A 23,484-nucleotide genomic window follows, 5' to 3' on the forward strand; every position below is an offset into this window, starting at 1 on the left:
TGATGCGAACGGGATCCTTATCCCTCTGAAATCCGACCGGCGCACCGGTCGGTGGCGGTCAATAGGGAACGACAAACCGTGTGTGATATCAGGCCCGATGATCGATTGTTGTAAGTCGCGTTGTCCCGAGTGGGAAATCCAAACCACGAAAGTCACGAAAACACACGAGTGATCTTCGTCTTTGAGGCTCCGGACCATTCACCGATAAATGGATCGAAAGAGCGATGAGGCTCCCCTTTTGGCCTTTTCGTCTTTCACGTTTCTCCTTTCGGATTGATTGACAGGAAAAGATGACAGGCGGGATACCGGGGAAACCCTTCAATCGGACAAACCCGCTTGCGGCTTTGTCGGAACCAAACTACTTACAAGGTATCACCCGTCAGCCATGAAACCCACCACCCTAGCCAAGACCGCAGTTCCTGTCCTCCTCGCACTCGGCCTCGCAAGTTGTGGCCCGCCTCCCGTCATCGTCCGAACCGAACCGACCAGATTTCTGCAAAGCACGGGCACGGACATGACTCAGCGCATCCAGCGCCTGCCCTTCGAACATTCATGGCGTGATCCCAAGGTGGATATCACGAAATACAAGAACATCGTCGTCCGCCCGGTAACCACTTCTTATCTCAAGACCGAAAAATGGGAAGAGAGCAAAAGCACCGCCATCCCTAACAAACGGGGCTATACCCGCCAAACCCGGGATCTCGCCCGCTACTGGACCAAGTCGCTGAACAAGTCGTTCTCCTCGCCCGTTTGCATGTTCTATAAAACAAGCGACACCGGAGCGGCCAACACCCTCATCCTGGAAGTGGCTCTTACCGAAGTTCGTTTCGGCCAACCGGTTCCCGAAGCTGTCACCACCGCACCGCTGCCCACCGGAATCGTCAGCGCGGTCGCCACCGGCCTCCCTGTCTGCGCCTTCGAGGCACGCGTCCGGGACGCGTCCACCGGCAGGCTCGTCTCCACCGCCGCCGACCGCCGCGGACCGGACATCGCTGTCATGGACGACGGAAAAGGAGGCCTCGCAAAACCGAACCAGAAAATCTGCGACGAGTGGTCGGACCAGCTCATGAAGTCGTCCAATCTGGAGCTTTTTCCGAAGGTGAGGAGGAAGTGGTTCAGCTGGTTTTGATGACGTTTGCTGACTGCCGGCCCGTCGATGTTTGAATTTCAAAATGATAGAGACTCGTATATTCCTTGCCAAAAATGACACCCGCGGAAATCACAGCGGAATTTTACGAGTCACTTCGCCGTCCGAATGGCAGGCAATCGATAAGGCATTTCTACGCGAAAATCCGTAATTTGGATAAGTCTGATCTCTCGGAAGGGCTTCTCGCAGTCTTTCAAGAAAGATCCTTCACCGATCATGAGGTAGGTTGCGCGATCCTATGGTGCCTGGATGTTCCCTTCAGCAGGGATCTTGCACCCTACCTCCCCGGCCTTATCGCCAATTGGGATGTCAGTGTTGAAGAAATGCCACTTTATCTTATGAATGCCCTCGGCAAGGAAACGCTGAATGCCACCATCGAAAAGTTGCTCGAATCCATTTCCGAAGACTCTGAAGAGAAGGTAAAACTCAAAACCATGCAGTGGTGGATGAGCATGGACGAAAGCTCCCTCAGGGAACACCGAGCCTCCTGGCTGGCGAAACTTACTGGAATTGATAGGACAGAATTCCTCACCACCCAGAGCCAACTTTGAACACGTAAAACCAACTTCCCAGTTCATGCCAGCACCAACGCTCTCTCGCCACTTGGCCTTCCTTCTGGCCACGTGCATCGTCACATCCTGCGGCACCATCGCCCCGCCTTCGGAAGAGAAGTCCACGACCGAACTCCAGGGCGAAGGTCTCCAAACGGCGGATCACCTGATGAGGCGCGCCCGCCGTTTCGAGAGTGATGAAAACATCTCCGCCGTCTACCGGATGCGCGCCGCCGAGATCGCCTGGGCGGAACTCGACACCGATGGAGGAAGCGTCCGGGATGTGAAATCCCTGGGTCCTGATCAGAAGCACGCCCTCCGGATCATCACCGCCGCCACCGAAGGGGTGGCGGTGAATTTCATCGGAGAGAAATACAAGCCTGAGAAAACTTATTCACACGCGGGCTTCACCTACCGCATCAATGCCGGGATCGCCCAAAAGCCCGGCCTTTACCCTCTCGCCGGACTTGAATCCGCCAAACCCGCGCGTGAGGTGAGACACCGGCTCTGTACGAACTGGCACACCGAGGAGGGTGTCGGCGCTCCTTGTGCTCCCAAGTGGAAACGTCCGACAGACGCGAAAATGCAGCGGTTCGTCACCAGCCGTGGCTATCTCGAACCAATCACCGCGGTCCTTACCTTCGACGGGGTGAAAAACTCCAAAGGTCCCCGCCACGCCTCCATCACCGGCTACGACCCGACCTATCTCTCGAAGGTTCATCTAGGGAAAACCGAATATCCGCTCGCAGCGGATTTCACCGCTCCCATCGTCGAGCAGACCCACGACATCAATGAAATCACCATCGCCCTCAGCGGCCTGCTCCATCCCGGTGTGCTGGATTCCAAGCTCATCCTGTTGGAACCCTATGACCCCGAGCGCATTCCCATCCTCCTCGTTCATGGCCTGAACTCCCATCCGAGGATGTGGAAGGATGTCATCAACGATCTCCGTGCGGATCCCAAGCTCCGCGGACGCTACCAGTTCATGCTGTTCTATTACCCCACCGGGTGGCCCATCAGCTACTCGTCCATGCGGCTGCGTGAGGAACTCGACGCACTCGGTCAACTGGTCGGGAACCAGAAAAAGATGGTGCTCGTCGGCCACAGCATGGGCGGCCTGCTTTCCCGCATGCAGGTGATCAATCCCGGCAGGAAAATCTGGAACGCCCAGTTCGGCGAGGACGCCGACAAGCTTTACGCGAAACTTCCCGCCGACAACCTGGTCAAACGCACCCTTACATTCTCCGCCGACCCGGACATCGGCCGGGAAGTCTATATCTGCACCCCGCACCGTGGCAGCGGACTTGCGGACAAATCGTTCACCACCTATTTCGTCAGATTGCTTAAACTCCCCTCGACCATCACCAGCGCGTTCATCGATTTGCCCGGCAACCTCATCGAACATGGCCGGCTCACCAGTGTTGCCGGCCTGTCCCCCAGCAATCCGCTCTTCAAGGCCCTCGATGAAATCCCGATCCAGGTCCCCCACCATTCCATCATCGGCGACCGTGGCCGGGGGGATACGCCAGACAGCAGCGACGGTGTGGTCCGCTACAGCAGCTCCCACCTGGCCAGCGCCGAGTCGGAGCTGATCGTCCCTGCCGGCCATGGAGCCTTCAAGGATCCGCAGGCCATCAAGGAACTCCGCCGCATCCTGCTGTTGAACGCGGGCATCAAGGACTGAGAATACGGATTTCCGGGCGCGGGAACATGGAAATCAACCTGCTCCGCAAGCGGTCGGCTTCCCGGCAAACTCCGCCGGATGCCCGCTACCGCAGGTGGAGTGAACGCAGCTCGAATCGCCGCTTGAGTTTTCCCGACATGACAGACAGCCTATGGGCGCAGCCATGAAATACCACGCTCCGTTTGTCGCCATTTCCCTCGTCGCCAGCCTGTCCGCGGCCGAAGTACCCAAGATTTTCGCCGGCCTCTTCGAACAGGAAGTCCCCGTGAAGGCCCAGATCGGCGTGGTCATGCCACCCAAGGAGATCGACAGCTACATCGCCAAAGTCGAAAAAGCCGCCCGCAGCGATCCCAAGTGGTTCCGGGAGTTTTCCGCCAGCGCCAGACCCGGTGCCCCGCTCCCCTACGACGAACGCCTCGGCCTGACGAAAGCCGAGTATGACGAATACATGGTGCTCTGGAACAAGCGCGAATTCAAACCGATGGAGGAGATCATCATGGTGCTCCGTCCGAGCGCGGGCGACACCTGGACGCTCACCTCCACCGGTGGAGCCAGCGCGTTTTCAACCCTCCGCTATTCCGCCGCGAACGACAGTTTCCGTTCGCCGAACGGCGAGCTGAAGCGCATCGATGACATCAAGGCGGAATCCACCAGTATCTTGGGCGAGTGGTCCGGTTTTGAATGGAAATTCGAGGAAGATACCGGCCTTGGAAAGATCAAGGAGAACTTCGCGATCGGACGTTTCGCGGACAAGAAATACGGAATCATCGTTTACCGGGCCCAGGAACTTTCCACCGAGAATACGCGTCTGTTGGACAAAAGCCTGGTCGTCCGCTTCGCCCTTGGCAAAGCCGGCCAGGCGAAAGCACCGGCTCCGGCACCTGAGACGAAACCCGCCGCCCCCAAGAAAAAATAACCCATGGACGCCCCGGCTCCCACCGGCGGCAGACGCACGGGCCCACGCCGCTGGGGCTGGATCATCCTGCTGCTGATCCTGCCTGCGGTGGCACTCCTGCTGATGAACCTGGCGCTGGCCAGTCCATGGAGCTGCCGCTGGCTCGCCTCTCATATCCAGCGGCGCTGCGGTGGATTGGATGTCCGGGTCGAGGGAGTGACGGTCACTCCGTGGAGCGGCGTTTCCATTCATCGGTTGAGAATCCTCCAGCCCGCTCCATTGCGTTCCGTCGTCAAGGAGCACCTGCTGGAAGTCCGGATGTTGCAGGTTGCTCCTATCTGGTCCGCCTGGCTGCGGGGGCGATTGGAAACAAGAAGCATCGCATTCGACGCACCACGGTTGGTCCTGCCTGTCGAGCTCATTTCCCACCTTGCGAAATCCGGTCCACCTCCGCCACCCGTTCCCGTTACCCAGCCTCCGGCAATGGCGGCCAGCCCACCAGCGCCGACACCTCCCGTCGCCGCTCCCCCGACCATCCCGACACCTGCCAGCAACCCGGAGGGAACGAGACCCGAAGTTCCTGTTCCAAAACCACTTCCTGTCCCAACCAGTTGGCTGCATGTGCGAAACGCCTCCTTCGCCCTGGTCCGCGCCGGCTCCGATGATGCTCTGATTGAGTTTGCCGCAACCACCGGTTCCATTCCCATCGCCGGAGATCCGGCCGGATCGGTTCTGAAAATCGGATCCATCTCCGCGCAGGGAAAACCTTTCGCGATGGACGCCACGGCAGCTCTTGCTTGGACAAGTCCTTTGCTCTCGCTCAAACCCGCTGATATGGAAGTCAGCGGATACAAATTCCAACTTGGTGCCCAACTCGCCCTTTTCAGCGGACTGCCGCTCCAGATCGAGGCAGTCCTCCCACCGCAAGCATTGAAGCCTGTCGATCTTCCCTTCGACGGACAAGTCACGGCGGAAGGCGTGAGCGCGAACGCCCGTTTTCGCGGACTTCTGTCGGCTCCTTCCACATGGCAGGGGGATCTTGTCGCCCAATCCCTCTACCCGACGGTGCGGGCGGCCGGGCAGGAGGCGAAGTTCGACCGTGCCAGCCTCGTCACCGTACTCCGTGGGAATGTTCTTTCCTGCATGGACGCCCGGCTCACGAGCGATAATCTCTCCGTGTTGGGAAACGCCACCCTCCTCGCGGATGGACGGCTCGCCGGAGTGGCCCGGCTCGTCGCCACTCCCGAGACCGCCACAATGATCGTGAACAAGGTGTTTCCCAATCATCCCGGCCCGCCCGCGCTCACCCCGCTTTCCACACCACAGCGGTCCGCGTTTGATCTGGAAGCCTTTGGAAACATCAGCCAGATTTTCCTGCGCCTCGGTCAACAAGGTCCGATTGTAAATCTCCATCCGTAACATTTCACCCTCATGAGAATCATCGCCGGAAAAGCCGGACGCATCGCCATCAAGGTTCCCTCGGCCGTCGCACGGCCCACCACGGACTTCGTGCGACAGGCGGTATTCTCCATCCTCGGCGAGCGTGTGGACGGCGCGAAAATTCTGGATCTTTTCGCCGGCTCGGGGGCGCTCGGGCTCGAAGCCCTCAGCCGTGGTGCGGCGACCTGTACCTTCATCGACGACCATCGCCAGGCCATCAGCGTGGTTCAGGAGAATCTGGCAAAAGCCCGCCTCGATGGCGGCCAGGCGGTGAAATCGGAAGTCGCCCTTTTCCTCAAGCGCGACGCCGCGAGCTACGACATCATCTTCGCGGACCCGCCTTATTGGAAATATCACGGCGACAAGGACCACGTCACCGATCTCCTGAACAGTGGCCTGATCCCTGCCCGTCTGGCAGAAGGCGGGTGGTTCATCGTGGAAATTTCCTCCCGTCAGAAGTCACCCGAATCCACGGATTTCACACTCGTCAGCCGCAGGGAATACGGCAGCAGCGCGATTTTGATTTACGAGAAGGCCTAGAAAGCCGGGTTGCGGCTTTCACCGCCCCATCCAACCGCCGTCGACGACTAGGATCTCCCCGTGCACGTAGCGCGAGGCTTCGCTGGCGAGGAAAATGACAGGTCCCTTGAAATCCTCGGGATCACCCCAGCGGCCCGCAGGGATTCGAGAGAGGATCTGGGTGCTGCGGACCGGATCGTCCCGCAGGGCTTCGGTGTTGTCAGTGGAAATATAACCCGGTGCGATGGCGTTCACATTCACGCCTTTTCCCGCCCATTCGTTTGACAACGCCTTGGTGAGCTGGCCGATGCCGCCCTTCGAAGCCGCGTAGCCCGGAACCGTGACGCCGCCTTGAAAAGTGAGGAGCGAAGCGGTGAAAATGATTTTCCCGCTGCCACGCTCGATCATTTTCGCGCCGATGTCGCGGCTCAGGAGGAACTGCGCGTTGAGGTTCACATCAATGACCTCGAACCACATGTCATCCGGGTGCTCGGCGGCGGGCGCTCGCTTGATGGTGCCCGCATTGTTCACCAGAATGTCCGGCGTTCCGTGCTCCGCCACGACTTGTGCGGCGAATGCCTTCACCGCTTCCCTGTCGGAAAAATCACACTGGTAGGCGGTGAATTTCCGGCCAAGCGCGGTGACCGCTTTTTCAACGGCGCTGCCCGAGGGTTCCAGACTGGCGCTGACGCCGATGATGTCCGCGCCCGCTTCGGCCAGGCCCTGTGCCATCGCGAAGCCGATGCCCCGCTTGCAGCCGGTGACGATGGCGGTTTTTCCAGTGAGATCGAAGTAGTTCATGAAGAAGTTGGATGGTGGGGTGTTGAGGGAAGAAACACGAATCGACGGGCTCGTCCTCTTCTCTTAAGTCTTATGTTTTGCCGTCCGGAGTCTCACCGCAGGTCCGCGATCTCCACACGATCCATGTCGGTGAAAGCCTGGTTCTCCCCACCCATCGCCCAGCAGAAACGGTAGCTCGCTGTCCCGCAACCGGTATGAACGGACCACGGCGGCGAGAGCACCACCTGGCGGTCCGCCACCCACAGAGGGCGCGTTTCCTGCGGCTGGCCCATCATGTGCAGCACGCGGTGGGCGGCCGGCACGTCAAAATAGCAATACACCTCGCTGCGGCGGTCATGGGTGTGGCATGGCATGGTGTTCCAGATGCTGCCCGGCTTGAACTCCGTGAAGCCCAGCACCAGTTGGCAGCTCTTGATGCCGTTCTCGTGGATATACTGGAAAATGGTGCGCTCGTTGCACTCGTCCTTGCTTCCGAGCTCCACGCGGTTGGCGTCCGCCCGGGTGGCTTTGGTGGTGGGATATCCGGCGTGCGCGGGATAGCTGACGAGGTAGAAAACCGCGGGATCGCCCGCATCCGTGCTGCTGAAGGAGATCTCCTTGCTGCCACGTCCGATATAGAGGCAGTCGTGTTTGTCGATCTCGTAAACCGTGCCGTCGACATCGACGCTGCCTGCGGCACCGAGGTTCAGCAGACCGACTTCCCGGCGCTGGCAGAAGAAGTCCGCCTTGAGCGCGTCGTCATTTCCGAGGACCAGAGTGCCTTCCGTCGGGATGACGCTGCCGACGATGGCACGGTCGAGGTCGGTATAGATGAGATTCACCTCGCCCGTGAAGAAGAGTTCGTCGAGCAGAAAGGCCGCGCGCAGTTCCTGCGTATCAAGGACCGCTGTTTCGCGGGGAGATGGCATCAGTCGTGTTTCCATAAATTGTTTGAAGTGGTTTTAAAGATTCTTTCGCCGGATGAATATCCCCTTTTAGGAGCACTCGATTTTTCTTTGCTCAAGCGGGCCTCCATCCTTCATTGGACCCGGCTGGTGGCAAACGGAATCTCAGTTACCACGTTTACTTCAACCCAAAAACCAAATGCAACTTTCAATCAAACCGCCCCGCCGTTCGCTTTTCGGTAAAATCCTGCTGCTCACCTTCGTGGTGATCTCGCCCCTGCGCGCGGCGGATCCGAAGGTGGCCGAGATTCTCACCGACATGAAGCGCGTGGCGGACTGGCAGATCGCGAACCCTTCCAAGCACAAGATCCACGACTGGACGCAGGCTCCGTTTTTCATGGGTCTTGCCAGCCTCCACCAGGTTTCCGGTGATGAAAAATATCTCACCGCTCTCGACGGCTTCGGCAAACTGCTGTCCTACGGCCCCGGCCCGCGCGTCACGCATGCGGACGACCATGCGGTGCTGCAGGCATGGCTGGAGGAATACCGCCTCGACAAGGATCCCGCGAAGCTGAACCCGACTGTCGCCCATTTCGACAGGCTGCAGACCGCCCTGGCGAACGAAGGCCCGAAGTCGATTTCCGGCGGCACCTTCACCTGGTGCTGGTGCGACGCCCTCTTCATGTCCCCCGCCATCTGGGTGCAACTCTCCGAACTTACCAAGGATTCCAAATACCTCGCTTGGGCGGACAAGGAATGGTGGACCACGACAGACGTGCTCTACGATGCCACACACCACCTCTATTACCGCGACAACCGCTTTTTCACCAAGCGCACTCCGACCGGCAAGAAAGTCTTCTGGTCGCGTGGAAACGGCTGGGTCGTCGGCGGTCTGATCCACGTGCTGGACCATCTCCCGGCGGATCATCCGTCTCGGACGAAGTATCTCGGCCTCTACCACGACATGATGTATGCGCTGGTCAAGCTTCAGAACGAGGACGGTCTGTGGCGCACCAGCCTGCTGGACCCACAGGACCCGAAAGGTGAATCCTCCGGTTCGTCATTTTTCACCTACTCCATGGCCTGGGGGATCAACCGGGGCCTGCTTCCCGCCGAAACCTTCCGTCCCGTGGTGATGAAAGGTTATCAGGCGCTGGCGAAGAACATCCAGCCCACCGGCATGTTGGGATATGTCCAGAAAATCGGTGAGGCGCCGGACAAGCAGGATACGACCGCGGAGTCCACGGAAGTCTATGGCTCGGGCGCGTTCCTGTTGGCCGGGTCCGAAGTGGTCCGCCTGCTTGATCCTGCGAAACGCCGGACGGACCTCGCCACCTTTGACGGCGTGAAGCTGCCCGAGCGCTTCCTGCCGGCCACGCCGCGCACGTTCGCCAGATTCATCCCCGAACGTTCGGATGATTTTGCCTGGGAGAACGACCTCGTCGCCTTCCGCACCTACGGACCCGCGCTTCGTTCCGGACCGGAGAACAGCGGCATCGACTGCTGGTTCAAGCGCGTCCCCTACCCCGTCATCGACAAGTGGTACCTGCAGGACCGCCTGAAGCTGGAGTATGGAAAAATCAACAAGCCCTATCATGACGACCAGGGCGACGGCTATGACGTTTACAAGGTGAGCGACACCCGTGGCTGCGGCGGCATCTCGGTGTGGGCGGATGACAAATTGTATAACTCAGAAACCTATGTCGCCCAGCGCGTCATCGAGAACACTCCGGAGCGCGTCGTTTTCGAACTGGATTACGCAAGCGACTTCAAGGGCAAGGTCCTCCGCGAGACCAAGCGCATCACCCTCATCATGGGAGTCCGCATGTTCCAAAGCGATTCACGCTTCACCCTCGACGGCAAGCCAGCCGCGAACCTCGATGTCGCCATCGGCCTCATGCCGCAGGTCAAGGGCGGCGCACCGGTCTTCACTCCGAAATCCGGCACGATGCACGTCTGGGAAACACTTGATGGCAACGACCTCGGCACCGGTGTGGCCATTGATCCGGCCCGGGTGGTGAAGATGACCACCCACACCGACGCCGCCGGACAAACCCAGGCCCTCTGCCTTGCGAAGACCGATGAATCCGGCGCCATCCGCTGGTTCTCCGGTTTCGGATGGTCGGGACAGGGAGACATTACCACGGAGAAGAAGTGGACGGACTATCTGGAATCCTTTTCCACGAAATATGTGAAAGCTCCATATGAGGGTTACGGCAAGAGCGAACCCATCAAGGTCCACGCGCTTGACGTCCCCGCCGCAGCGGAAGCCAAGTGAAGCGGCTCAAATGAATCAGCGGCCGGCGACTTGTGACTCCGCAGGAACATATTTCCGGGCGGGAAAGTCGTTGGCCGGATTCGTTACTTCTTCACTTCCTGATTTACGAGCTGATTAGGTTCGGCCAGGGCCCAATGAGCTTGTGTGCCGCTACGTGTGCGGATGACCTCCGGCAGCGGGCGTTTGGAATAGTCTGATTCCAGCTCCCGCAATCGGGGGAAATCCATGATGATGCGATTGCGTATTTCATTGAAGGACAGCCCTCCATGATGCAGCGGTCCATAGTATGGGCCGAGCTCCTCCCAATTGCCGGGCATCCGGTTCCGCTCATTCCGGAACGCGATCACCATTTCCGCGGAAGCCCATTGGGCATAGGAGTCGGGAATCGTCTTTGTGACCAATTGATGAATGTTGTAGGCAAGGACACCCCCGCCGACGATCCCGGCCAGTAATAAGATGACGGCGATATTCTTCCACTTTTTCATATTTCGAGATCCGGTTTCTTCACAGAAAAATCATCACCCGGGCTTGGCGGTGACCACGCCGAGCATTTTTCCTATGAGGAATCTTGAAATCACAATCACCCCTGTCACATAACAGATCATGATGAGGTAATGGGAGATCTGAAATCGGGGAAAATCAGCAATGAGGCCAAACTCCCGAAGAAAAGAACGGCGCAAACAAACCTGATCCAGAATTCCTCCCGGTCTCTTGGTGGCTCACTCATCTTCATGAATGCCCGCTGTCATCGCCCCCGACCTCATCGAAATCCGTCTCCCGCACACGTTTGCGATCACGCTGGATTTCCACATTCTTGCGGAGCATCTCGCGGAGTTCGACTCCTCCATGAACCGCTGGAATGGTCAGATGAGGGGTCGACCGATCGGAAGTTTCCAAGACGATGGAAGCTAGGCCGGTCAGGCGCATCCACCACGGGCGGATCATCAGTGAGTCCTTGACGCGATAGAGCTCTATCTCGTCGATGGTCTGGTTGATGATTCCGCTGGTGATGCGGAGCCGTTCGGTGGTGACCTCGAATACCTGCGAACGTACCAGCAGATAGCGCCAGAGAACGTATGCGGCGGGGAGAACAAGCGCGATCAGGACGATGGGCAGGAACGGTCCGCTCAACAACGCCCCGATGATGATGCAGGCCGCGACAAACAAGGCACCTGCGAATGGCCAGAGGTTGAGCCACTGCGAGGGGCTCCCTTTCCAAAACGATTTTTCTTCATTCATCGTCCGCATGATGATGGAGGCGGCGGTCGGACGGCAAGTGGAGAATCCCGCCGGGATTCCAAGGGGCTTGCCGAAATGGAATCATTTCGCAGGGATTTTCCAGTCCTTCGTCAGGGACACCTTCGCCGTCCCTTGGGAACGGATGACCGGACTGCCATTTCCACCCGTCCGGCAGTCCTGAACCGTGTCCGTTTCCTCCTTGAGAATGACCGGATGGAGGAGTGAAAGCCAGATCCTTCCAGAACCGACCGAGACCTCCTCATCCGTGAAATTTCCTTCAAAATCAGGAACCCTCTGCCGCTTGTGGCTGCCGTGGACCGTGAAGACCCCACAAGGGTGTCCGTGCACCGCACCGATGGAATCCAACCGGATCGTATATTTCCCCTCCGGGTTTCCCGTTACCAGCATGGGCAGCAAATCCTTCGGAACCTCGATTTCGGTGCCGATCTGGATGCGCTTTTTCCCCAGCCACAGCTTGCGGGGCGCCAGCGAATTTTCCTCCAACAACAGGTCGAACACGGGAGACAGTTGCTTGGACAAGGTCGCTCCACGGAATCCCCCGCTGCCGTCCGCGGTCCATTTGGAACCGTCTCTCTGGTAAGTCAGCGGAGCGCCCGGCGCCACGAGTTGTCGAACTGCGGGCTTTTTCGTTTTATCCTTCTTCTGCTCCTCGGGCACGGGTTCGGTAAAGGAGGATTCCAGAAGCGTGTAGCGGACCTGATCCCCCGCCCTTTCGAGATGCGTGACGGTCGTCTGCCTTCCTTTGAGCGACGTCGTGGTATTCCCGAGAATCGACGTCTCGAAGACACGTGAAACCACCTCATGCGTGCGGGTGACCTTTACATCCAGACGGGTCGGAAACGGCAGATCCTTGCGAAAGACGACACCTTCGGCTGTCCGATCGACGAGCTTCTCCAGCGACGGATCCACCTTGCCGGAATCATCCGCGGTATTTTTGTCACCCCCGCTTCCGACCGCCGACCGGGCCCTGCCCGCCAGGCTCCTCGCCTTGTCGCACGAGGGGATCGAGAGTGCCAGCAGGGCGATGGGAATGGTGTGGAATTTCATAAGTCAGATGTGGCCGCAGCAATCGAGGTGCTGGTTCATCTCGATGGCCGGCATTTCCTCCGTGGATGTTCCCACGACAATGGCCGGCACTCCGGCAACCGTCTTGTGCGGCGCGACGTCGTGCAGGACCACGCTGCCCGCGCCGACCTTGGCTCCGGTGCCGATCTCCACCCGTCCGAGAATCTTCGCTCCGGCACCCAGCAGCACTCCGGAACGGATGATCGGGTGACGGTTGCCCGTTTCCTTGCCGGTGCCACCGAGCGTAACCTCGTGCAAGATGGAAACGTCGTCCTCGATGATCGCGGTTTCTCCGACCACGAATGAGGTCGCGTGATCCAACAAGATTCCGCAGCCGATCCGCGCCGCAGGATGAATGTCCACCGAAAAGGCCTCGCTGGCGACACTTTGAAAATAAAGCGCCAGCCAGCGGCGCTCGTCCACCCACAGTTGGTGGGCGACGCGGTAGGTTGTCAGGGCGAGAAATCCCTTGAAGAAAAGCAGCGGCTCCAATGGAGAGAAGCACGCGGGATCACGCTCGAACATCGCCAGCAGATCGCGCGACGCGGCGTGAACGATCTGTGGATACGCCTCGAAAACGCCGGTGAGAAGCGGTTCCATGCTCACGCGGGGCATGTCCTCACGCGCCAGACGGCGCGCCAGACGGGCGCCGAGCGCCGCAGCCAGGGTCTCCCGCGAGAGGATCACGTCATGCACGAGGTGCTTGAGGGTGGGCTCATCCTTGGCCACACGATCCGCTTCTTCGCGGAGGGTTTGCCAGACGTTGCGGAGGTCCGCCACTTTTCCAGCGCAAAGCTTGGTTTTATTCTTGCTCGCCGGGAGAGTTTCGGTCTGTTGGGATTCGCTCATGAAGATTTCACAAAAATTGGAATACGCCTGCCGAGCGATGGCTCAACTGGCGAAATACCATGACGGGCGAACTCTTACACGGCTCGAAGACTTAGCGCAACGCGAAGCAGTGTCAGGAAACTTTCTCGTGCAAATTCTCAACGACCTGCGCCGCGCGGGTCTGGTGGAAAGCCGCAGGGGCAAGGCCGGTGGCTACCTGCTGGGCCGCCCCGCCAACCAGATCACGCTGCGCCAGGTGGTGGATGCAGTGGATCCCGCCCTGCTGCAATGCTCCGTCACGCCGGAGGGCGATTCCGGCCAGTCCGTGCGGCGGGCTTGGGAACAGGTGTCCTCTGGCTTCCAACAGTCTTTGGATGGAATCACCCTGGACAGCATGGCCAGCAAACAGAGCGATCCGATGTTCTACATCTGAAAAAGTTGCAGAGGTGCCTAACAGTTGTAATTTGTCAAGAAAGGTAAAATATTTCGCTGGATGCGAATGAAGATTTCAGTTAAATGACTGTCGTCTTTTCCAACCCCTTTCACCCCATGGCTGCACCTGTCGAACACACCCACCACATCAAGATCCGCTCGACGCAGATGGAAATTCCCTCCGGAAGCGGCAATCGCGAGGAAGATTTTGATCACAAACTGAAGGCTGCCGAGGAAGAGCTCGGTCGCATCCAGCTCCAGCGTGAGGAACTCGCCCGGAAAAAAAGCGAGCTTGAGGAACTCACCGGCCGCAAGCGCGCGTTCCTCACCCAGCAGGTGGAACTCAGCGAAAAACTGACGAATTCGCTCACGCTCATCGACCGCGAGTTGTTCGACATCCGCCAGGAAGCGGAAGATCTCGAGCAGTGCCGTGTCTGCTTCGCGGCGCATCTGGACAAGATCCAGAAAATCAATCCGGAAAACTGGTCCCGCGAGCAGGTGGCGGAGAAGCTTGAAAAGGCTTCGATGGCCATCGACATCGCGGCCGACGAATACGACCAGGCCGCGGCCCATTTCCAGAATGGTCGCAGCGGTGCCATTTTCGGCCGTCCTTCGAAACGGAGCCGGACAACCGCCACACGCAGCGCCGCCAGTTCGGAATTCATGGTGAACCTCCGGAATGGATTCGCCTTCAATCTGCCGATCTTCGCACTCGGTGGATTCGCCCTTTTCATCTATCTCATCAAGTAGTCACCTTCCCGTGCCATGCCCCGCAGCCCACTACTCAAGGAAGATCTGGAACTGAGCGAACTGCGCGAGACGGAACAACAATTGCTTCTCCGTCAGAAGGAGTTCGCGGAAATCCCGAAACGCCTCGCGAAGGAACTCAAGGAGCGGGAGTCCACCATGCCGCCGCTCGCGGAGATCGAGGAGCGCCGCCGCCGGATCGAGCATGACCAGATCGTCTCGCGTGGCGAGGTGGCGAACATCCTGCGTGACCAGAGCCGCAGCTTCGTGCTGCTCGTCCTGCTCGTCACCGCCACCGGATCACTGATCTGGTGGGGGGTGAAACTGATGCAGGGGTGAGACAATAAATAAAAAGGGGGATAAAAGAGCGCGGGCCGGGTCAGCCTGCCAGCGCCTTCGCTTCCAACTTCTTTGCCAGGTCCTTCCACTGGCTGCGGCTGACGATGTAGCCGACGCAGCCGTCCTTGCCGCAGCGGCAGGGATGGTCTTCGTAGCATTCCACATCGAACCCATAGTCAAAGGTAAGCTCCTCGCCGGCATCGATGTCCCTCAGGGCGTGGATGAATATCTTCCTACCTTCGATCCATGCCTCGCAGTTCGGGGCACAGGAATGATTGATGAGGCGCGCGGTGTTCCAAGGGACATTTCCATCAATGTCATAGTTCTTGGAAAGAGTGAAGATGTAGACGGCGGCATCACCCGTGGTGACGGATTTTTCCTGTTGGGAAATGCCGCGTTTCTCGCTGGTCGTCTTGTCGATCAGCTCACCGACGTATTCGATGATCTTCGTCTCCTTGGGAATGAAGGTGGTGGCGTAGACGCCCCGTCCGTGGATCTCGGAACCGCGGACCTCACAGTGTTCGCTCTGTCCCCGTTTCCATAATTCCAAGAGCTTGCGATGGAGTGTGTTTTGTTCCGCGACGCTGTTTTTCCCGGTCTTCTTCGCTGCCATATCGGTGATTCTAGCGGGCCTCGCGCTTTTCCAAAGGAGGAAATTGCAGATCCTGCGGCAGGTTGACGTAAAGGCTGCGGAGATCGTTCACCGTAAGGCCCGCACCATCGATGAAGGTCCAGTCGTTTTTCCCCTTGTCCGTGACAGCCACCTGGAAACCGATACTCTCGATCACGATGGGCTTGGCCTCGCCCGGACGGATGATGCGGAACTTCGTGACGGTCGGGATCATGACCAGCCATTTGCTGAACACCAGGGTTTCAACCTGCCCGCCATCCACCGTCTCCACCTTCTTTCCGGGGCCGACTTCGTAGGAGCGCGGCTGGCCCTGGGGTTTGAAGGAAATCATGCTGATGCCCTGTTGGACCATTTGTTTCGCCACGCCATCCAACTGTTGCTCGAGCTTGTCCATTCCTCCCATCCGGTCGGCGGTGCGCTTCTTCCACTGGGGATTCATGCGCTCCACCGCCACCTGATAGCGGCCCAGGACCACTTCGTCACCGAGGCTGGCGACCGCCGTGACGGCGGAGGCCACCACGTCCGCCGGAGCAGCCGACGACGAAGAGGCGGCTTGTGGGGCATTTTCAGCGGGAACTTTCGGCAAGGGAGCGAGCGGCGGCGGTCCGTCTTGGGCACAGATGCTGCCAGCAGCAAGAATGGAGGTTAAAATCTTCAATTTCACGCTGCTAGGGATGCCCCCTCCGACAGCGTCCGTCAAGCACGGCGAACTGTTGCTTGAAGTGCTGCGTGGGTGGGTTGGAAACCACGGTCCACACTACGAAAATTCGTAAAAATCGACGAATCGTGAACTATTCCCGATTCCATCACTTTATTTTTCCTCATTCCGGGCCGAAAACGTCTCCAACCGCAGCCGCAGGAGGAACCAAAATCGCCGGTTTGAGACAGATACTGAGCATCCGCCCGAATTCCGCTTGGATTTCCCGGAAGCTTTGCGTAAAGCTGGCCGCCCCATGGCGAAACAGGCACTCGGAAAAGGACTCGGAGCACTCATCAAAAAAAGTGCATCCCCAGCGGCGACAGAAGCCGTAATCGCGCCAGATGATTTCAAACGCGTGCGTGACGTCACGCTCGACCTCATCGTCCCGAGCCCCTTGCAACCCCGCACGCAGTTCGTCGAATCGCCTTTGGACGACCTGATGGAGTCGATCCGCCAACACGGCATCATCCAACCGCTCATCGTGCGTCCGGTGAACGGAAAACTGGAGCTCATCGCAGGCGAACGCCGTTGGCGGGCTTCGAAAAAACTCGGTCTCGCCACCGTTCCCGTCATCGAGCGCGAAGCCTCCGACCGTGACGTGTTGGAGATGGCTCTCATCGAGAACCTCCAGCGTGAGGACCTGAACCCGATGGAAGAAGCCGCAGGCTATGTGCGCCTCGCCGAGGAATTCACCCTCAAACAGGATGAAATCGCCGCACGCGTCGGAAAATCGCGAGCCAGCGTGGCGAACGCGATGCGTCTCCTCGGCCTGCACAAGGACGTGCAGATGCTGGTCGCCCAGGCACGCCTCACCGTCGGCCATGCGAAGGCGATCCTCGCGATCAAGGATCAGGATACCCAACTGCTGGTGGCCGACCAGGTCATCCGCAAATCCCTCACCGTCCGCGCCACGGAAAAGCTCGCACAGTCGTTCCTCAACGATTCTCCGCAGGAGTCCGGTGAGTCGAAAAAAACTCCCGCCGCACGTGAGGTGGACATCCATGTCCGGGCCATCACGAACCGCCTGCGGGAGCACCTCGCCACCCACGTCGCCATCCAACACTCGGCGAAAAAAGGCAGGATCGAAATCGAATATTACGGCGATGACGACCTGCAGCGGCTCATCGAACTGCTGGGCCTGGCCAATGGCGATTGAGATTGGTTCACTATCTCTTGCCCAGCCGCCGATCACGGGTTAGCTAACGGCATCAAAAAACGATCCTTCAGCCTGCTCCTCGCCCGGCGGTATTTGAACCCCCGCCGCTCGGTTCTTTCTTCCTTCAGCCTCATCTCGCTGGTAGGGGTCATGCTCGGCGTGCTGGCGCTCGTCGTCGTCATGTCCGTTTTCGCGGGACTGGAGCGGAACGTGAAGCAACGCTACCTCGAAGCCCTGCCACATGTCCTGCTGATGCGGGACCACCGCATGGTCCGGGAGGAGGCGGACGAGGCGATCTCGATGGTGAAAAAGCTGCCCAATGTCGAATCCGCCACCGCCTATGTCGCGGACAATGTCGTCATCGACGCCCCCATCGACCAACGTCCGGTGGATTTCCGGGCGGTGGATACCAGTGATCCGGTCCAGGTGGCGGGATTGGAAAAACTGCTCGATAAAAAGGCCTACCCCGGTTCGTCCGCCGATCTCGGGATCGACGACCGCGTTGTCATTTCCTCGCTCGTGGCCGAGAATCTCCACATCAGCGTGGGCGACAAGATCCGCCTGATCTCCACCCGCAACGTGCGCGAGGTGATGCGGATCTTCAAAAGCACCGAACGCCCCCCGGTGCGCGAAGCTTTTCCGGAAGTTTGGAAGAAGATCTCGCCCGTGCTGGGATCGGGTTGGAAGGTGGATGGGGACAAGACCACCCTCACACTCGCGGAGTATCGCGAAACCTACGCCGCGTTGCAGGCCATCTATGAGGATGACATCCGGCAGGCCGAACGCGACAAGATCGAATCCATTCTGTTTGCCATGGATGAATCCGCGATCAACGAAACGGACGGAGTTTTCATTTTCCCCGCGGAATCCAGGCAGCGGATCGAAACAAGCCTCGCGGAACTCGGTGTCACGGATACGGAGAAAATGGATGCCGAGGTGTTGAAAAGCCTCAAGTCCCTGGTCCTTCCCAAGGAGGTCGAGGTCATGGGCATCTACCCTGCTTCCATGATGGCGGCCACTCCCGCCCTTTTCGTTCCCCTGCCCCTCGCACAGGATCTGGCCGGGCTGGGAGATTCGGTGCAGGGTATCCGCATCACGCTGACGGACCCGTATGAGGCGGAAAACTTCAAGGCGGCGGCCGGCCGGTCCTTCGATCCGGACTGGACATGGCACACCTGGGGCGAAGCCTACGAACCGTTTTTCCGCCTGATCGGCCAGCAACGCGTGATGATGTATTTCGTGCTGATCTTCATCATGCTCGTCTCCGCGTTCTCCATCATGGCGGTCATGTTCACCATCACCATCCAGAAACGCAGGGAAATCGGCGTGATGAAATCGCTCGGTGCGTCTTCCGGACAGATCATCCGGGTTTTCCTTTACCAAGGCATGATCCTCGGTTCGCTCGGGGGACTTCTGGGGGTAGGTCTGGGACGGATCGTCATCGCGTTCCGCGGCGAGTTGCAGGGCGTCCTGCGGATCTTCGGATTTGATCCGTTTTCCGCCGCCCTGATTGGTTCGGACATCCTGCCAGCCTACAACGACGCATGGGAGCAGGCCGCCTTCGCCACCATCGCCTTCCTCCTGTGCTCGCTGGCCGCCTTCGTGCCGGCCTATTTCGCCGCCCGCAGTGATGCGGCCAAATCCCTGCGCAATCTCTGACCATGGACATCTGGATCATCCGCGACGGCGAGAAAACAGGCCCGCTCCACGACTTCGAAGTCAGGAAAAAAATCGGAACCGGCGAGCTTTCCGGCAGCATCCATGCGTGGCACGAAGGCTTGGAAGCATGGAAACCTTTGGAGGAGATCGAGATCTTCGCCCGTGAATTCCAGCCGGCCGCCGCTCCAGCGATCGAGCCCGATCCCGTCGTTCCTCCCACAGAGCGCCTGCCTCCTCCGCTTCCTGTCCCTACCTGCTACGGCAGACGCTTCTGGGCGCGCTGGCTGGATCTCCTGCTTTTCACCGGGATCTGGTGGCTCGGCATGTGGGCGGCACGGCAGGACATCGAGGCGGCCTTGCTCAACCACTGGGTCATCCTTTTCCGACTGGTCCCGTGGTTCATCATTGAAATCCTCCTCATCCACTACTTTGCCACCACCCCGGGCAAATGGTTGCTCGGACTGCGGGTCCTCAACAAGGACGGTTCAAAACTCAGTCTCGCCGCTTCCACCATCCGTTCCCTGCGCGTGATGTTCATCGGCGTGGGTTTCGGCTGGGAAATCCTCTCCCTTTTCTGCCAAACCTTGAGCTACTTCAACGCGAAACGCCTGGGCTCGCCGATGTGGGACTATGTCGGCGGCCATCAGGTAACGGTGAAACCACTGAATCCGGTTTCCCTCAGTGCCTACGTGTTCGCATTGTCCGGCGCGATCCTGCTGCATTTCGTCGTCTTGGGTTCGTATTGGTTCGATATTTCCGCCAAGACCTCCCCGGAATTCAAACAGAAGTTCGAGAAAAATCCGTTCTGGCACCTTCCAAAGCGATACTGAGACGTCCGCCCGGTGCTGTTCATTGAGAAAACGGGTCAGGCCCCTGGATTGTGGAGAGCCGGATTACCGGTGAGTCCCTCCAATGTCTTCTTTTGACGCAATCGTTTGACAACCGTCCCCGTCTCCCGGAGTTTCGTGTGAAGGGAATGATCTGTTTCCCTCAGCCCCCATGCCGGCTCCACGATGTCCCACTCCGAAAACAAACTGCTGCACGCGACGATGATCCCCTGGGTCATCGCTCTGGTGGCGTTCGTGGGACTGGGCGCGCTGCTGCCGGGACAAAGGGCGGGCAAAAGGCAGGAAACCTCGCATGACAGCGGAATCTCCGCACTGTCGGATGATGTGCAACTGCGGGGCCGCCCGGTCGAGCCGGTGGCGTACTTGGAACCAAGCGCCGCAGACGATATCAAGGCGAGTCCCGTGTTCTCATGGATTCCGCGCATCGAAGCCCGATTCACCCGGCCAACCGGCGACCCGGTGGACGGTGCGGTGCGAGGACGCGCGCCTCCCGCTTGGGACATCGCCTGAATCGTTTGCCTTTGAGCATCCGTCAGCCGGGTTGAAAAATACCATCCGGCGCGCCGTGCGGTCGCACGGCTTTCGGCAGATCACGACGAGTGTCGGATCAGGCCTCATTCCTGCGGTGGTGACACCGCGGTCCATTTGTTTTTTCCAATCTCTTTTCCCCAACTTTCATTTCATGATCCAATGGCTTTTCCCTAAAATCCTCGGCGGTAAAAACGACCGCGAGGTGAATCGCATCCGCCCGACCGTCTCGCGCATCAACGAGATCGAGGAAGCGTTGCGTCGCGAACCTGATGAAAAACTGCTGACGCTGACGAAGCAATGGCAGGCACACCTCGCCCGCTATCACAAACTCGACAGTCCGACCAAGTCACAACTCGAGCGGATGGACGCAACCGGTCTCGCCACCGCTGCAAGTGCTTTGGAAGAACGGTTTTCGGAACTGCGGGGCGAATTTTCCTCACTGCCGAAAACGATCCAACCCACGGTGGCCTCGATCGAAGGTGCCAAGGCCGCGTTTCAGGACATCACCGGTCATTTCGCCAAGACACGCGCGAAGTATCTGGAGAAAATTCTGCCGGAAGCCTATGCCGTGGTGAAAAACGCCGCCCGCCGGTTGTGCGGCAGGGAGGTCCCCGTCAATGGCCAACCGATGATCTGGAACATGGTCCATTTCGACGTCCAGCTCATCGGCGGGATCGCGATCCACCGCGGGATGATCGCGGAAATGCAGACCGGTGAGGGAAAAACCCTCGTCGCCACCCTGCCCGTTTACCTGAACGCACTCGCTGGCCTCGGGGTGCATGTGGTGACGGTGAATGACTACCTCGCGAAGCGCGACTCCGACTGGATGAGCGCGCTTTTCGGATTTCTAGGCCTGTCCGTCGGCTGCATCCAGAACGAGATGCAACCGGAGCAGCGCCGGGCGGAGTATGCCTGCGACATCACCTATGGGACGAACTCCGAGTTCGGCTTCGATTACCTGCGGGACAATGGCATGGCCATGACCCGTGGCGAGCAGGTCCAGCGCGGGCACTACTTCGCGATCATCGACGAGGTGGACTCCATCCTTATCGATGACGCGCGAACACCCTTGATCATCACCGGCTACGCTTCCCAGGAATCCCACCAATACGTGCTCTACAAGCCGATGGTGGAAGGGCTTTACAAAAAGCAGACGGAGCTTTGCAACCGCGTCGCCAGCGAAGTGGAGCGCCTTCTGAAAGCGGGAGACGTGCCCGCGGCCGGCGCGCAGCTCTACAAGCTCAAGCTGGGTCAGCCGCGCAACAGGCGTTTCCTGCGGTTCATGGAGGACCCTGAACTGCGCAGGCTTTTGGATAAAAGCGAACTTTCCTACCAACAGGGAGCGAACAAGAAAAACCTCTTCAAACTCAAGCAGGACCTGTTGTTCACGGTGGATGACAAGAACCAGTCGGCCGATCTTTTGGAAAAGGGCCGCCTCCACCTTTCTCCCGACGATCCGGACTTCTTCACCCTGCCTGATGTGAACGAACGCCTCTCGTCCATCGAAAACAACCGCAACCTCACCCCTGAGCAAAAATCGGCCGCCAGGGTGGAGGTCCGGGACCGGCTCGACCAGCAAGCGGGCAAGGTTCACAACATCACCCAGCTTCTCAGGGCCTACTGCCTCTACGAGAAGGATGTCCACTATGTCGTCAGCGAGGGCAAGGTGTCCATCATCGACGAAAGCACGGGCCGGGAAATGGCGGGACGCCGTTGGTCGGACGGACTCCACCAGGCGGTCGAGGCCAAGGAAATGGTGGACATTGAAAAGGAGTCCCACACCTACGCGACCATCACCATCCAGAACTACTTCCGTCTCTACGAAAAACTCGCGGGCATGACCGGCACCGCGGAAACCGAGGCGGCGGAATTCCATGACATCTACAAGCTGGATGTGCTGCCGATCCCCACCAACACCCGGAACATCCGGATCGACGAAAACGACCAGATTTTCAAGACGAGGCGTGACAAGTATAACGCGGTGATCGACCGGATCGAAAAGGCCCACGCCGCCGGCCAGCCCGTGCTCGTCGGAACAGCCTCTGTCGAATCGTCGGAAACGCTCGCCCGGCTGCTCAAGCGTGCGGGAATCCCGCACGTGGTGCTCAATGCAAAATTCCATGAACGTGAGGCGGAAATCGTCGCCCGCGCGGGACAGCGCGGTGCCGTCACGGTCTCCACCAACATGGCGGGGCGCGGCACGGACATCAAACTCGGCGAAGGAGTCGCCGAGCTGGGAGGGCTGTTCGTCATCGCCACCGAGCGGCATCCGTCCCGGCGTGTGGATCGCCAGCTCCGCGGACGCTGCTCGCGCCAGGGCGACCCCGGCAGATCGCAGTTTTTCATTTCCTTGGAAGATGACCTCATGCGCCACCACGCGGGCCAGAACCGCCTGGCATCCTCGGTCGAACAGTTCGATGCGAAGGACCAGGTCACGTTGCAGAACTCCTCGCTCGGGAAATCCGTAGAGGCGGCCCAGAAGCAGGTGGAACAGCGGAACTACCGGTCACGCAAGCATGTGCTGGATTTCGACGACGTCATGAACATGCAGCGCGAAATCGTTTACGGCTACCGGAACGAGGTTCTCACCACCGAGGATTCGCGCCGGTTGGTGCACGATCTCGTCGCCGAAGTGATCCCGGGAAAAATCCGCGGATTCCTTTCCGAGTGCGATCCCTACGAGTCCCTCTCCGCACAACTTTATGACCGGGTGAACGAGAACTTCCCCGTCAGCATCACTCCGGAGGATTTCCAAGATCCCAGGGAGAATGTCATCTCCGCGATGCTTGTCCGTAAAATGCAGGAAGCCTACGACACCCAGGTCCGGGACATCCCGGAGGAAATGCTCGACCACGGGGAACGCCGAATGGTGCTGTATGCCATCGACCGGCTCTGGCAGGAACACCTGGGCGACATGGACGAACTCCGCGAAGGGGTGAACCTCCGCGCCCAAGGCCAGAAAGATCCTCTCGTCGAATACAAAAATGAATCCTACAACCTCTTTGTCGTCCTCATGGACTCCATCCGCGAACAAGCGTTGCAGAACCTGTTCCGCTCCGCCTTCTCCCACTCCGCCTGATCGGACTCTC

23 protein-coding genes are annotated in these 23,484 nt (G+C 59.1%); 15 read left to right on the forward strand and 8 right to left on the reverse strand.

Annotation, left to right across the window (positions count from 1 at the left end; all coding sequences use genetic code 11):
• The first annotated feature begins 385 nt into the window (after positions 1 to 385).
• From JIN84_RS20030 to rsmD, 6 genes are all read left to right on the forward strand, one after another.
• Positions 386 to 1,129 carry a DUF3313 family protein gene (locus JIN84_RS20030; RefSeq protein ID WP_200352846.1) on the forward strand — a complete coding sequence of 248 codons (744 nt, stop codon included), beginning with the start codon at positions 386 to 388 and terminating at the stop codon, positions 1,127 to 1,129.
• Positions 1,130 to 1,203: 74 nt separating this feature from the next.
• A complete protein-coding gene (locus JIN84_RS20035) occupies positions 1,204 to 1,698 on the forward strand; it encodes a hypothetical protein (protein WP_200352847.1) in 495 nt (164 codons plus the stop codon).
• A 25-nt stretch (positions 1,699 to 1,723) separates the two neighbouring features.
• Positions 1,724 to 3,382 (forward strand): lipase family alpha/beta hydrolase, encoded by a 1,659-nt coding sequence (locus JIN84_RS20040; RefSeq protein WP_200352848.1) that lies wholly within the window; start codon positions 1,724 to 1,726, stop codon positions 3,380 to 3,382.
• 163 nt (positions 3,383 to 3,545) lie between these two features.
• Positions 3,546 to 4,298: a hypothetical protein gene (locus JIN84_RS20045; RefSeq protein ID WP_200352849.1), complete on the forward strand. Its 753-nt coding sequence runs from the start codon at positions 3,546 to 3,548 to the stop codon at positions 4,296 to 4,298.
• Between the two features lie 3 nt (positions 4,299 to 4,301).
• Complete coding sequence (locus tag JIN84_RS20050) at positions 4,302 to 5,696, forward strand: hypothetical protein (RefSeq protein ID WP_200352850.1); 1,395 nt, start codon at positions 4,302 to 4,304, stop codon at positions 5,694 to 5,696.
• A gap of 12 nt (positions 5,697 to 5,708) precedes the next feature.
• Complete coding sequence (gene rsmD, locus JIN84_RS20055) at positions 5,709 to 6,257, forward strand: 16S rRNA (guanine(966)-N(2))-methyltransferase RsmD (RefSeq protein ID WP_200352851.1); 549 nt, start codon at positions 5,709 to 5,711, stop codon at positions 6,255 to 6,257.
• Between the two features lie 18 nt (positions 6,258 to 6,275).
• On the opposite strand, the gene JIN84_RS20060 is transcribed toward rsmD, so the two are convergent.
• Positions 6,276 to 7,037 (reverse strand): SDR family oxidoreductase, encoded by a 762-nt coding sequence (locus JIN84_RS20060; protein ID WP_200352852.1) that lies wholly within the window; start codon positions 7,035 to 7,037, stop codon positions 6,276 to 6,278.
• A gap of 92 nt (positions 7,038 to 7,129) precedes the next feature.
• Positions 7,130 to 7,960 carry a 5-dehydro-4-deoxy-D-glucuronate isomerase gene (gene kduI, locus JIN84_RS20065; RefSeq protein ID WP_200352853.1) on the reverse strand — a complete coding sequence of 277 codons (831 nt, stop codon included), beginning with the start codon at positions 7,958 to 7,960 and terminating at the stop codon, positions 7,130 to 7,132.
• A 160-nt stretch (positions 7,961 to 8,120) separates the two neighbouring features.
• Here kduI and JIN84_RS20070 point away from each other — a divergent pair, with 160 nt between their 5' ends.
• Positions 8,121 to 10,199, forward strand: coding sequence for a glycoside hydrolase family 88 protein (locus JIN84_RS20070; RefSeq protein WP_200352854.1), 2,079 nt, complete (start codon positions 8,121 to 8,123; stop codon positions 10,197 to 10,199).
• An 83-nt stretch (positions 10,200 to 10,282) separates the two neighbouring features.
• Here JIN84_RS20070 and JIN84_RS20075 read toward each other — a convergent pair whose 3' ends face one another.
• The 4 genes from JIN84_RS20075 to cysE all read right to left on the reverse strand — a co-directional run bounded on the left by JIN84_RS20075 (position 10,283) and on the right by cysE (position 13,373).
• The gene (locus JIN84_RS20075; RefSeq protein WP_200352855.1) at positions 10,283 to 10,684 is read right to left on the reverse strand and encodes a hypothetical protein; all 402 of its coding nucleotides are present in this window, start codon (positions 10,682 to 10,684) and stop codon (positions 10,283 to 10,285) included.
• 244 nt (positions 10,685 to 10,928) lie between these two features.
• Positions 10,929 to 11,438, reverse strand: coding sequence for a PH domain-containing protein (locus JIN84_RS20080; protein WP_200352856.1), 510 nt, complete (start codon positions 11,436 to 11,438; stop codon positions 10,929 to 10,931).
• 81 nt (positions 11,439 to 11,519) lie between these two features.
• Positions 11,520 to 12,506: a hypothetical protein gene (locus JIN84_RS20085; RefSeq protein ID WP_200352857.1), complete on the reverse strand. Its 987-nt coding sequence runs from the start codon at positions 12,504 to 12,506 to the stop codon at positions 11,520 to 11,522.
• 3 nt (positions 12,507 to 12,509) lie between these two features.
• Positions 12,510 to 13,373 (reverse strand): serine O-acetyltransferase, encoded by an 864-nt coding sequence (gene cysE, locus JIN84_RS20090; RefSeq protein ID WP_200352858.1) that lies wholly within the window; start codon positions 13,371 to 13,373, stop codon positions 12,510 to 12,512.
• Between cysE and JIN84_RS20095 the strand changes: the two genes are divergently transcribed.
• The 3 genes from JIN84_RS20095 to JIN84_RS20105 all read left to right on the forward strand — a co-directional run bounded on the left by JIN84_RS20095 (position 13,372) and on the right by JIN84_RS20105 (position 14,870).
• Positions 13,372 to 13,785, forward strand: coding sequence for an RrF2 family transcriptional regulator (locus JIN84_RS20095; protein ID WP_200352859.1), 414 nt, complete (start codon positions 13,372 to 13,374; stop codon positions 13,783 to 13,785). The genes cysE and JIN84_RS20095 overlap by 2 nt on opposite strands.
• Positions 13,786 to 13,901: 116 nt before the next feature.
• Complete coding sequence (locus JIN84_RS20100; RefSeq protein WP_200352860.1) at positions 13,902 to 14,534, forward strand: hypothetical protein; 633 nt, start codon at positions 13,902 to 13,904, stop codon at positions 14,532 to 14,534.
• 15 nt (positions 14,535 to 14,549) lie between these two features.
• On the forward strand, positions 14,550 to 14,870 hold the full coding sequence (locus JIN84_RS20105; protein WP_200352861.1) for a hypothetical protein: 321 nt from the start codon (positions 14,550 to 14,552) through the stop codon (positions 14,868 to 14,870).
• Between the two features lie 40 nt (positions 14,871 to 14,910).
• On the opposite strand, the gene JIN84_RS20110 is transcribed toward JIN84_RS20105, so the two are convergent.
• Together JIN84_RS20110 and JIN84_RS20115 are read right to left on the reverse strand one after the other, a co-directional pair.
• Positions 14,911 to 15,483: an SET domain-containing protein gene (locus tag JIN84_RS20110; RefSeq protein WP_200352862.1), complete on the reverse strand. Its 573-nt coding sequence runs from the start codon at positions 15,481 to 15,483 to the stop codon at positions 14,911 to 14,913.
• A gap of 10 nt (positions 15,484 to 15,493) precedes the next feature.
• Positions 15,494 to 16,165 (reverse strand): hypothetical protein, encoded by a 672-nt coding sequence (locus JIN84_RS20115; RefSeq protein ID WP_200352863.1) that lies wholly within the window; start codon positions 16,163 to 16,165, stop codon positions 15,494 to 15,496.
• 391 nt (positions 16,166 to 16,556) lie between these two features.
• On the opposite strand from JIN84_RS20115, the gene JIN84_RS20120 reads away from it, so the two are divergent.
• The 5 genes from JIN84_RS20120 to secA all read left to right on the forward strand — a co-directional run bounded on the left by JIN84_RS20120 (position 16,557) and on the right by secA (position 23,474).
• Positions 16,557 to 17,357, forward strand: a complete 801-nt coding sequence (locus tag JIN84_RS20120; RefSeq protein WP_325099624.1) for a ParB/RepB/Spo0J family partition protein — start codon at positions 16,557 to 16,559, stop codon at positions 17,355 to 17,357.
• 93 nt (positions 17,358 to 17,450) lie between these two features.
• Positions 17,451 to 19,016, forward strand: a complete 1,566-nt coding sequence (locus tag JIN84_RS20125) for an ABC transporter permease (protein WP_200352865.1) — start codon at positions 17,451 to 17,453, stop codon at positions 19,014 to 19,016.
• A 2-nt stretch (positions 19,017 to 19,018) separates the two neighbouring features.
• Entirely contained in the window at positions 19,019 to 19,846 is an 828-nt protein-coding gene (locus JIN84_RS20130) for an RDD family protein (RefSeq protein ID WP_200352866.1), read from the forward strand.
• Positions 19,847 to 20,029: 183 nt separating this feature from the next.
• A complete protein-coding gene (locus JIN84_RS20135) occupies positions 20,030 to 20,374 on the forward strand; it encodes a hypothetical protein (protein WP_200352867.1) in 345 nt (114 codons plus the stop codon).
• 172 nt (positions 20,375 to 20,546) lie between these two features.
• The gene (gene secA, locus JIN84_RS20140) at positions 20,547 to 23,474 is read left to right on the forward strand and encodes a preprotein translocase subunit SecA (protein WP_200352868.1); all 2,928 of its coding nucleotides are present in this window, start codon (positions 20,547 to 20,549) and stop codon (positions 23,472 to 23,474) included.
• Positions 23,475 to 23,484: the final 10 nt, after the last annotated feature.

This window comes from Luteolibacter yonseiensis (genome assembly GCF_016595465.1).
Taxonomy (GTDB): domain Bacteria; phylum Verrucomicrobiota; class Verrucomicrobiia; order Verrucomicrobiales; family Akkermansiaceae; genus Luteolibacter; species Luteolibacter yonseiensis.

Bases quoted from the DNA above. Each gene is read 5' to 3' on its own strand.
- JIN84_RS20135 (WP_200352867.1), top strand. From the start codon at position 20,030: ATGTCCCACTCCGAAAACAAACTGCTGCACGCGACGATGATCCCCTGG.
- JIN84_RS20045 (WP_200352849.1), top strand. From the start codon at position 3,546: ATGAAATACCACGCTCCGTTTGTCGCCATTTCCCTCGTCGCCAGCCTG.
- JIN84_RS20100 (WP_200352860.1), top strand. From the start codon at position 13,902: ATGGCTGCACCTGTCGAACACACCCACCACATCAAGATCCGCTCGACG.
- JIN84_RS20030 (WP_200352846.1), top strand. From the start codon at position 386: ATGAAACCCACCACCCTAGCCAAGACCGCAGTTCCTGTCCTCCTCGCA.
- JIN84_RS20060 (WP_200352852.1), bottom strand. From the start codon at position 7,037: ATGAACTACTTCGATCTCACTGGAAAAACCGCCATCGTCACCGGCTGC.
- JIN84_RS20070 (WP_200352854.1), top strand. From the start codon at position 8,121: ATGCAACTTTCAATCAAACCGCCCCGCCGTTCGCTTTTCGGTAAAATC.
- rsmD (WP_200352851.1), top strand. From the start codon at position 5,709: ATGAGAATCATCGCCGGAAAAGCCGGACGCATCGCCATCAAGGTTCCC.
- JIN84_RS20040 (WP_200352848.1), top strand. From the start codon at position 1,724: ATGCCAGCACCAACGCTCTCTCGCCACTTGGCCTTCCTTCTGGCCACG.
- kduI (WP_200352853.1), bottom strand. From the start codon at position 7,960: ATGGAAACACGACTGATGCCATCTCCCCGCGAAACAGCGGTCCTTGAT.
- cysE (WP_200352858.1), bottom strand. From the start codon at position 13,373: ATGAGCGAATCCCAACAGACCGAAACTCTCCCGGCGAGCAAGAATAAA.
- JIN84_RS20105 (WP_200352861.1), top strand. From the start codon at position 14,550: ATGCCCCGCAGCCCACTACTCAAGGAAGATCTGGAACTGAGCGAACTG.
- JIN84_RS20075 (WP_200352855.1), bottom strand. From the start codon at position 10,684: ATGAAAAAGTGGAAGAATATCGCCGTCATCTTATTACTGGCCGGGATC.
- JIN84_RS20035 (WP_200352847.1), top strand. From the start codon at position 1,204: ATGACACCCGCGGAAATCACAGCGGAATTTTACGAGTCACTTCGCCGT.
- JIN84_RS20085 (WP_200352857.1), bottom strand. From the start codon at position 12,506: ATGAAATTCCACACCATTCCCATCGCCCTGCTGGCACTCTCGATCCCC.
- JIN84_RS20050 (WP_200352850.1), top strand. From the start codon at position 4,302: ATGGACGCCCCGGCTCCCACCGGCGGCAGACGCACGGGCCCACGCCGC.
- JIN84_RS20130 (WP_200352866.1), top strand. From the start codon at position 19,019: ATGGACATCTGGATCATCCGCGACGGCGAGAAAACAGGCCCGCTCCAC.
- JIN84_RS20080 (WP_200352856.1), bottom strand. From the start codon at position 11,438: ATGAATGAAGAAAAATCGTTTTGGAAAGGGAGCCCCTCGCAGTGGCTC.
- JIN84_RS20110 (WP_200352862.1), bottom strand. From the start codon at position 15,483: ATGGCAGCGAAGAAGACCGGGAAAAACAGCGTCGCGGAACAAAACACA.
- JIN84_RS20095 (WP_200352859.1), top strand. From the start codon at position 13,372: ATGAAGATTTCACAAAAATTGGAATACGCCTGCCGAGCGATGGCTCAA.
- secA (WP_200352868.1), top strand. From the start codon at position 20,547: ATGATCCAATGGCTTTTCCCTAAAATCCTCGGCGGTAAAAACGACCGC.